At 71.0% G+C, this 8,028-nt stretch carries 4 protein-coding genes; 2 read left to right on the top strand and 2 right to left on the bottom strand.

Translation table 11 applies throughout. From position 1 onward, the window contains the following. Both AB3X43_RS11135 and AB3X43_RS11130 read left to right on the top strand, forming a co-directional pair. The coding region (locus AB3X43_RS11135) for an efflux RND transporter periplasmic adaptor subunit (RefSeq protein WP_369429913.1) at positions 1–494 on the top strand (494 nt) is incomplete at its 5' end. Next, positions 491–3,583, top strand: coding sequence for an efflux RND transporter permease subunit (locus tag AB3X43_RS11130; RefSeq protein ID WP_369429912.1), 3,093 nt, complete (start codon positions 491–493; stop codon positions 3,581–3,583). The genes AB3X43_RS11135 and AB3X43_RS11130, both read left to right, overlap by 4 nt. A 6-nt stretch (positions 3,584–3,589) precedes the next feature. On the opposite strand, the gene recD is transcribed toward AB3X43_RS11130, so the two are convergent. Both recD and AB3X43_RS11120 read right to left on the bottom strand, forming a co-directional pair. Beyond that, on the bottom strand, positions 3,590–5,704 hold the full coding sequence (recD, locus tag AB3X43_RS11125; protein ID WP_369429911.1) for an exodeoxyribonuclease V subunit alpha: 2,115 nt from the start codon (positions 5,702–5,704) through the stop codon (positions 3,590–3,592). After that, positions 5,704–8,028, bottom strand: a 2,325-nt coding sequence (locus tag AB3X43_RS11120; RefSeq protein ID WP_369429910.1) for a 3'-5' exonuclease, incomplete at its 5' end; no start/stop codon positions are given. The genes AB3X43_RS11120 and recD, both read right to left, overlap by 1 nt.

Below are 8,028 nucleotides of genomic sequence, written 5' to 3'. Positions count from 1 at the left end.
CCGGCGAGCGACGCGGCCAGCCAGCGGTCGCGCTGCCCGGCAACGTGAGCTTCATCGACAGCGGCGTGGACGCCACCACCGGCACCATCCGCGTCAAGGGCAAGCTGGTCAACGAGGGCCGGCAGCTCTGGCCCGGCCAGTACGTGACGGTCCGGCTGACGCTGCGCACGGTCAAGGATGCCGTCGTCATTCCGCAGGCCGCCGTGATCGTGCGCGGCAACGAGCGCTCGGTCTACGTGGTCGATGTCGAAGGCAAGGCCCAGATGAAACCGGTCCAGCTGCGCCAGCCGCTGGGCGAACAGGTGGTGGTCGAAGGCGTGACCGCCGGCGAGAAAGTCGTCGTCGAGGGCAAGCAGAACCTGCGTCCTGGCACGCCTGTCAAGGAAGCCCCGATGGGCGGTGGCAAGGGCGCGGGCGCGGCGTCGGGTGCCGCGTCCGGCACCGCGGCTGCGGCCAGCCAGGCTGAAGTCGCCGCGAGCGGAGCCTCTCGATGAGAGTGACCGAGCAATTCATCCGCCGTCCGGTGATGACGGTGCTGCTGAACCTGGCGATCGTCCTCGCCGGGCTGGTGGCGCTGGGCAAGATCCCGGTCGCCGCGCTGCCCAGCTACAACACGCCGGTCGTGCAGGTCACGGCCGATCTGCCGGGCGCGAGCCCGGACACGATGGCCAGTTCGGTGGCCCTGCCGCTGGAAAAGCAGTTCTCGACCATCGCCGGACTGGCCACCATCAGCTCGACCAACACCCTGGGCCGCAGCTCGATCACGCTGGAGTTCGAGAGCAGCCGCAACATCGACGCCGCGGCGGTCGATGTGCAGGCCGCCCTCTTCCGCGCACAGCGCACGCTGCCCGCGGACATGACCTCGCCGCCGTCCTACCGCAAGGTCAACCCGGCCGACGCCCCGGTGCTGCTGCTGGCCATGACCTCGCCGTCGATGTCGATGTCGGACCTCAACGAGTTCGCCGAAAGCCTGATCGCGCCGAGCCTGTCGACGATCAACGGCGTGGCGCAGGTATCGATCTTCGGCCAGAAGCGCTACGCGGTGCGCATCCGCGTCAAGCCCGAGACGCTGGCCCAGCGTGGCCTGACGCTCGACGAGCTGCGCGCCGCCCTGTCCGGGGCCAATGCCAACTCGCCCGTGGGCACGCTCGACGGCCCGCGCCAGACCCTCACCATCGTGGCCAACCGCCAGCTCGCCAGCGCCCGCGAGTTCGGCAACCTGATCGTCGCCTCGCGCAATGGCGCACCGGTCCGGCTGCGCGAGGTCGCCGAGGTTCAAGACAGCGTCGAGACCTCCAAGACCTTCGCCAGCTTCAACGGCGAGCCATCGATCACGCTGGCCGTGCAGCGCCAGCCGGACGCCAACACCGTCGAAGTGGTGGACCGCGTCAAGGCGATGCTGCCGCGCTTCGAGACGCAGCTGCCCGCCTCGATCCGCCTCACGCCCGCCAATGACCGCTCGATCTCGATCCGCGAGGCGCTGCACGACGTCAACCTCACGCTCGGGCTGACGGTGGTGCTGGTGGTGCTGGTGATCTTCATGTTCCTGCGCCGGGTCGCGGCCACGGTGATCCCGGCGCTGTCGCTGCCGGTATCGCTGATCGGCGCGCTCTCGCTGCTCTACGCGGGCGGTTACAGCCTGGACAACGTCTCGCTGCTGGGCATCACGCTGGCGGTCGGCCTGGTGGTCGACGATGCCATCGTGATGCTGGAGAACATCGTCCGCCACCTCGAGGACGGCATGGCACCGTTCGAAGCGGCCATCAAGGGTGCACGCGAGATGGCCTTCACCATCCTGTCGATCTCGATCTCGCTGGTGGCGGTGCTGATTCCGATTTTCTTCATGCCGGGCGTGATCGGGCTGCTGTTCCACGAGTTCGCGGTCGTCGTCGGCCTGTCGATCCTGGTGTCGGCGGTCGTGTCGCTGACGCTGGTGCCGATGCTGGCCAGCCGCTTCCTGCGCCACCATGAGGCGCAGGAGGAAACGGTGCTCGGCCGCTGGTTCGAGCGCGGGTTTGACGCCGTGCTGCGCTTCTACGGCCGCACGCTCGACTGGGCGCTGTCGCACCGCGCGATCGTGCTCCTGTTCGCAGTCGGCACTTTCGTGGCGACGGCGGTGCTGTTCGTGCAGATTCCCAAGGGATTTTTTCCGGAAGAGGACATCGGGCAGCTGCAGGTGACGATCGAGGCGTCCGAGGACATCTCCTTCGACGCGATGCTCAAGGTGCAGACGCAGGTGGCCAATGCCTTCCAGAACCACAAGGCCGTGGCCGCGGTCAGCTCCTTCGCCGGTGGCGGCGGCAGCTCGACGCAGAACACCGGCCGGCTGTTCGTGACGCTCAAGCCACGCGAAGCACGTGGCTCGATGACCCAGGTCGTCGACGAGATGCGCAGGAAGACCCGCGGCATCCCCGGCGTGCAGGTCTTCATGCGCCCGGTGCAGAACCTGCAGCTCGGTGGCCGCCAGAGCAAGAGCCGCTACCAGTACACGCTGCAGAGCGTGAGTGCCGACTCGCTCAACGAATGGGCCGGCAAGCTGCAGGGCAAGCTGCGCGACGACCCGCTGTTCCGCGACGTCACCAGCGATTCGCAACAGCGCGGCCTGCAGGCCAGCCTGCAGATCGACCGCGACAAGGCGGCACTGCTCGGCGTGTCGATGGCGGATCTGCGCAGCGCCCTCTACAGCGCCTATGGCGAGCGGCAGGTCTCGACCATCTACGCCCCCAGCAACACCTACCAGGTGCTGATGGAGGCGTCCGAGGCCGACAAGCAGTTCGAGGACGCGTTCGACAAGATCTCGCTGCGCAGCAGGACTGGCGCGCTGGTGCCGCTGAGTGCGTTCGCGACCGTGCAGCGCACCATCGGCCCGACGGCGGTGAACCACCAGGGCCAGCTCCAGGCCGTGACGCTGAGCTTCAACCTGGCGCCGGATGTGCCGCTGGGCACGGCCACGACCAAGCTCGACGGGTACGTGCGAGAGCTGCAGATGCCGAGCACGCTGATCGGCACCTATGGCGGCGACGCGGCCGTGTTCCAGGATTCGCAGTCCGGCCAGCTCGTGCTCCTGGGGCTGGCGATCCTGGTGATCTACCTGCTGCTGGGCGTGCTCTACGAGAGCTTCATCCATCCGATCACCATCCTGGCCGGCTTGCCGTCAGCCGCGGTAGGCGCACTGGCGACGCTGACGCTGTTCGGCATGGACCTGACAGTGATCGCCACCATCGGCCTGCTGATGCTCATCGGCATCGTCAAGAAGAACGCGATCATGATGATCGACTTCGCGCTGGAGGCGCAGCGCCACCAGGGCATGACACCGCACGAAGCCATCCGGCAGGCTGGCCTGCTGCGGTTGCGACCGATCGTGATGACGACGCTGGCCGCGCTGATGGGCGCGCTGCCCATCGCGCTCGGGCTGGGCGCCGGCGCCGAGCTGCGCCAGCCGCTCGGGCTGGCGGTGGTCGGCGGGCTGATCGTGTCGCAGGCGGTCACGCTCTACATCACACCCGTGATCTACCTGACGCTGGACCGCTGGAGCGGCCGCGGACCGATCATCGATCCGGAGATCGGCGACCAGCCCGTCTGATGTCGATCAGCAGGGCCCGGACAGCAGCAGTCCGGGCAAGCCGCTGACCCGCCGCGTTCGCCGCTGCAGCGCCGAGGCCCACACCGCGGGGTCCGGCGCGACCAGGGTGAACGCGGCCTTGGCACGGGTGATGCCCGTGTAGACCAGCTCCCGCGTCAGCACCGGATTCAGGTGCGGCGGCAGCACCAGCACGACGTGCTCGAACTCCGAGCCCTGCGACTTGTGCACCGTCATCGCGAACGCGGTCTCGATCGCCGCCAGCCGGCTCGCCATCACCGAGCGCGGCGGCTGGTCTTCGCCCTCCAGCAACCAGACACGCAGGCTCGTGCCGCCATCCACACCCGGCAGCGCCACGCCCACGTCGCCGTTGTAGACGCCGAGCGCAGCGTCGTTGCGCGTGATCATCACCGGCCGGCCGGCGTACCACTCGCCATGGCGTGCGATGGCGCCGCGGCTGCGCAGGTGGGCCTCGATGCGCGCATTCAGGCCCGTCACCCCCCACTCCCCTTCCCGCAAGGCGCACAGCAGGCGCACGCGTTCGAACGCCCGCACGACCCGCACGACCCAGGCCTGGTGCACGGCAGCGTCCCCCGGTGGCGGCCGCTGCTGCAGTTCGGACAGGTACAGGTCGTAGCCGATCGGCGCCCCGGCACGCCCCTGCAGCGCCAGGGCCAGCACAGCGGGCAGCGCCTGCGCAGCGGTCAGCACCAGCCGCTGCACGGCCGCCTCCTGCCGGCGCAGCACCGCGTCTGCCGCGCGGACATCGCCCGCATTCACCGCCTTGGCCAGATCGCCGATGGCGCCCTGGAAGCGGCGGCTCTCGCGCAGCATCACCGTCTGCTGCGCCAGCGCGGGCAGCGGCGCGCCGGGGCGGTGGCACAGGCCGGGCGGCACCGTGCCGCCCGTGCAGGCGGCGATCCAGGCCACGCTGTCGACGTCGTACTGCCCGCGCTCGGCCTGTCCGCAGAGGTCGCCGAGCACCGCGCCGGCCTCGACCGAAGCGAGCTGGTCCTTGTCGCCCAGCAGCACCAGCCGCGCCCGTACAGGCAGCGCCGCCAGCAGCGCAGCCATCATTTCCAGGTGGACCATCGAGGCTTCGTCGACCACCAGCAGATCGACATCCAGCGGGTGGCGCGCATCGTGGCGCAGCGCGCGGGTGTCGGGGCGGGCGCCGAGCAGGCGGTGCAGCGTCAGGGCCTCCTTCAGGCGCCGGGCGAGCAGGGCCCAGTCCAGCACACCGGGCAACGCGGCGCCGAGCTGGCCAAGGGCCTGGTCGATCGACTGCTTCAGCCGCGCCGCGGCCTTGCCGGTCGGTGCGGCGAGCGCGATGCGCAGCGTCTCGGGCGCCGGGTGCAGCGCGAACAGCAGCGCCAGCAGGCGGGCGACGGTGTAGGTCTTGCCGGTGCCGGGGCCGCCGGTGATGAGGGCGAGTCGGCCGCGCAGGGCCATGGCGCAGGCGATGCGCTGCCAGTCGGGAGCGGTGGGATCCGCCAATGGACTGAACAGCTGGTCGAGCCACTGGCGAACTGTGGTGGGGTCGGGCAGCGGTTCTTCCGTACGCGGATCCGTGGTGGGCTGGCTGCGGGCGAGGACCGCACGGGCCACGGACTGTTCGTCGCGCCAGTGGCGGCGCAGGTAGAGGCGTGCTGCGCCATCGGGGGCCTGGTCGAACACCAGGGGCGCCTGCCCGCGGGCGGCGCCGGCACCCGCGTCCACCGCGGCGCTGCCCTGCACGCCGTGCAGCCAGTCGAAGCGGTCGGGCGACAGACGCTGCAGTGCCGCAGCCAGCGCGGCACGCGCGGCGGCCGGGCCGTCCAGCCAGGCGTCGTCATCCGGACGGGCGATCAGGTCCGGGCGGCGCTGGTGCAGCAACTCGTCCAGCGCGATGCAGGTGTGGCCGCGGCTTTCACGCTGCGCCAGCAGCGCGGCGGACAGCAGCAGCTCCGGCGCCGCATCCGGCAGTTCGGCGGCCAGCCAGCGCGCCAGTGCGACGTCCAGCCGGCGCAGCCAGCCGGCGTCGCACCAGCGGTCGAGTTCGGAGAGCAGCTCGGCCGCGGTCAGCGGGCCGGCATCAGGACCTGGATCGAACTGCCCAGGCTCAGGCGGAAAGGACTGTGGCATCAGGCGCTCACCATCGGATCGGGGTCGTCGAGACAGGACTCCAGCGCCTCCAGCAGCGCCAGCGGCGCCGGCACCACCGCACAGCCGGCCTGCGGACCCTGCACACCTCGCAAGAACAGGTAGATCGCACCGCCGAGGTGCTGCGCGGGGTCGTAACCAGCGCCCAGGCGCTGGCGCAGCAGGCGGTGCAGCGCCAGGAGGTAGAGCGCGGCCTGCAGGTCGTAGCGGTGCGCGAGCATGGCTGCGTCCAGCGCGGCGGTGTGGTAGTCGGCATCGCCGTCGCCGAGGTGGTTGGACTTGTAGTCCAGCACCCACCAGCGTCCACCATGCTCGAACACCAGATCGGCGAAGCCCATCAGCAATCCTTGCAGCGTCCGCGGCACCAGCGCCGGCCGCGTCTGCCCGGGCAGCAGGTGCGTGCGGCAGACGCGGTCGAGTGCAGCGCTGTGCAGCGCCGCACTCGGCATCCAGAACTCCATCTCCGGCAGCACGGCGCCAATCTCCGACAGCGCCGCGCCACCCAGTGCCGGCAATGGCGTGCGCAGCACCGCGCCCATCCATGCCACCACCTCGTCGGCGCGGTCGGTGTGGCCATGGCGCTCGCAGCGGCGGCGGATGAGCGTTTGCACCGCTGGGGTGTCCGCGCGGTCAAAGCCCCCTTCGGCCAGCCCCTGCAGCAGCTCGTGCAGGAAGTTGCCGGCCAGCGCACCCTTGGGAAAGCGGTGCCACGCCGCATCGGCCTGCACCGGCCGGAGCGCGGATGCACCATCGTCGCCGCCACCACCGGCGACCGCCCGATCCGCCAGCCACTCCTCGCGCAACTGCTCGTCGCGCGCCGGATCGACCGCCCAGGACGACACCGGCACGAAGCGATCGCCCTCCGCATCGCGCAGATCGCGCACCAGCGCGGAGAAGCTGCCCACCGTCCAGCGGCGGTCGAAGGTCGCCTGGTAGCGCGGCGCCTCGGCCAGCGCAACCGGCGCTACCACCCGCCGCAGTCGGGTGTAGCCGGGGCGCGCCGGCAGCGTCTCGACCGACACGCTGCCAGACACCGCACCGCTGTCCGGATCGCACCAGCCGGTCAGCCGCTCCAGCGCCAGCGCCGGCGACAGCTCGCCCTGCCCTCCGCCGAGCAGATAGCCCAGCGCACTGCGGTCCAGCTTGTTGCTGCCCGACTTGCCGGCCTTGAGAAAGCCGATCCCCAGCCACAACGCATGCCGCGCCCGCGTCAGCGCGACGTAGAGCAGGCGCAGGTCCTCGCGCAGCCGCTCGCGTTCGGCCGAGGCCATGGCGTCGTCGCCGAGCGTGAAGTCGAGCGCACGTGTGCCTTCGCTGTCCACCCAGGTGATGAAACGGCGCCCGCGCCGGTCCACCTCGCGGCAGGACGATGCAAACGGCAGGAACACCACCGGGTACTCAAGCCCCTTCGACTTGTGGACCGTCACCACCTGCACCAGCTCGGCGTCGCTTTCCAGTCGCACGACCCGCTCCTCGCCCGCACCGCCGAGCCCGTGGATCTGCTCGGCCAGCCAGCGGATCTGCGCCTGCTCGCCATCGAGCTGGGCGGCCGCCGCCTGCAGCAGCTCGCCCAGGTGCAGCAGGTTCGTCAGCCGGCGCTCGCCGTCGGGGGGCGCATCGGCTGCGCCGAGCCAGCGCGCCGGCAGGTCCAGTGCATGCAGCGTCTGGCGCACCAGCGTCAGCACGCCCTGGCGCTGCCAGACCGCGCGCAGGCGCTGCAGCTGTGCGAGCCGTTCGTCCCAGGCCTCCTCGTCGGTCACCAGCCGCGCCAGTGCCGCCAGGTCCAGGCCGACCGTCGCGGTGGCATAGGCGGCGCGGGCCAGCGGCGCGTTCAGCGGATCGGCCACCGCCTGCAGCCAGCGCAGCAGGTCGGCCGCCTCGGCCGAGGCGAACACCGAATCCTGGTCCGACAGATAGACCGAGCTGACCCCGCGCCGCCGCAGGGCCTGCCGCACGGCGTCCGCCTCGCGCCGGCTGCGCACCAGCACCGCGACATGGCCCGGCGCCAGCCGCTGCCAGCCGCCATCCGATGCACGGAAGCCCACGGTCTCGTCGTTCAGCCAGCCCACGAGCTGCTCGGCCGCGTGCTGCGCCAGCGCGTCGGTGAGCGTGCGCTGCGGCATCACGGCGTCGAGCGCGCGGGCGGTCAGCGCGGGCAATGGCAAGTCTCCGCGGACCAGCACTTCGTGGCGCCCCCGCGCCTCCACCGGCTCGAACGGCAGCGCCAGCGGTCCTTCCTTGGCGAAGGCAAACGCACCGCCCGACCAGCGGCGCTCCGCCTGCACGAACACCGTGTTGACCGCGCC

It is taken from the genome of Sphaerotilus sp., assembly GCF_041083715.1.
In the GTDB taxonomy this organism is placed as follows: Bacteria; Pseudomonadota; Gammaproteobacteria; order Burkholderiales; family Burkholderiaceae_C; genus Sphaerotilus.
The sequence above is the reverse complement of the archived record's forward strand: the minus strand, read 5'-3'. Positions and strand labels throughout refer to the sequence as shown.